The sequence below is a fragment of the Streptodolium elevatio genome, assembly GCF_053592165.1.
Genome location: NZ_JBSFVE010000088.1, coordinates 1 through 1,121 on the forward strand (window position 1 = coordinate 1; position 1,121 = coordinate 1,121).

Annotated in this window: 1 protein-coding gene; it reads right to left on the reverse strand. The window is 64.4% G+C overall.

What is annotated here, in order from left to right; all coding sequences use genetic code 11:
• Window positions 1-79: 79 nt before the first annotated feature.
• Window positions 80-1,121 (reverse strand): group II intron reverse transcriptase/maturase (gene ltrA / locus ACWD12_RS41120; protein ID WP_450103970.1); only part of this gene is annotated, 1,042 nt, incomplete at its 5' end.

Here is a 1,121-nt window from a genome sequence, read left to right on the forward strand (position 1 = left end):
GGGTCGGGTGGCCCGGGGGGATCTCACCCCCGGGCTCCCACAGAACGGAGCGTGACAGTCTCCCGTCACTCCGCTCTTCTCATCGAGTCCAGACGAACTCGCGGTCCCACACCCAGTGTTTGAAGAGCCCCGGCGCTCGTCGCACGAGGCCGGTCCACCAGGCACGGAAGCGTTTGTAGCCCCGCAACCGTTTGTACTTCTTCCGCGCCCATCGCATCAGGTAGGTGTTGATGCGTCGCAGGAAGGGATACAGCTGCGACCGGTAAAACCGGCCGTAGTACGTCATCCAGCCCGACACCACCGGATTGATCCAGTTGGCGAGCTCGATGAGTTCGAGTCCAGTGCGCCGGTGAATTCGCCATTCGCGGACCTGCTGGCCCATGGCTTTGAGGGCCTCCGGACTGACCGCGGGCAGGAACGACGTGAATGCTTTGCCGTCCGGATACCGCGCCTTCCGAGGGGCGAACGTATACCCGAGGAACTTGAACGACGTGTGCTCCGCAGAGCCCCGCCGTCGACTGTCCTTGCAGTAGACGAGCCGGGTCTTGTCGGGATGCAGTCGCAGCCCGACTTGCTCCATCCTTGCTTCGAGCGCCGCCCAGACCTGTCGGGCCTGGCGCTCGGTCACACAGTGCACCACCGCGTCATCCGCATAGCGTTCGAACTCCACGGTCGGGAACTCCCGCGCCAGGAACTGATCGAACGCGTAGTGCATGAACAGATTGGCCAGCACGGGCGAGACCGCGGACCCCTGGGGAGTTCCACGGTCCCTTTCCTGAAGGGTTCCGTCGGGCAGCTGAAGCGGCGCGACCAGCCACCGCTTCACATACAGCACCACCCAACGCTGGTCGGTGTTCGCCTCCACGGCCTTGACCATGAGGGCGTGATCCACGGAGTCGAAGAACCTCTGGACATCGAGGTCGATGACCCAGTCCTTCTTCCAGCACCGCTGTAGGCACCGCCTGACCGCCTGCAACGCCGATCGCCTGGGCCGATACCCGTAGGAGTCGTCATGGAAGATCGACTCCGTCCTGGGCTCCAGCGTCAGTGCGACCACCGTCTGGGCGATCCGGTCGGCCACCGTGGGCACCCCGAGGATTCTTGTTCCTCCGGGCTTGGGG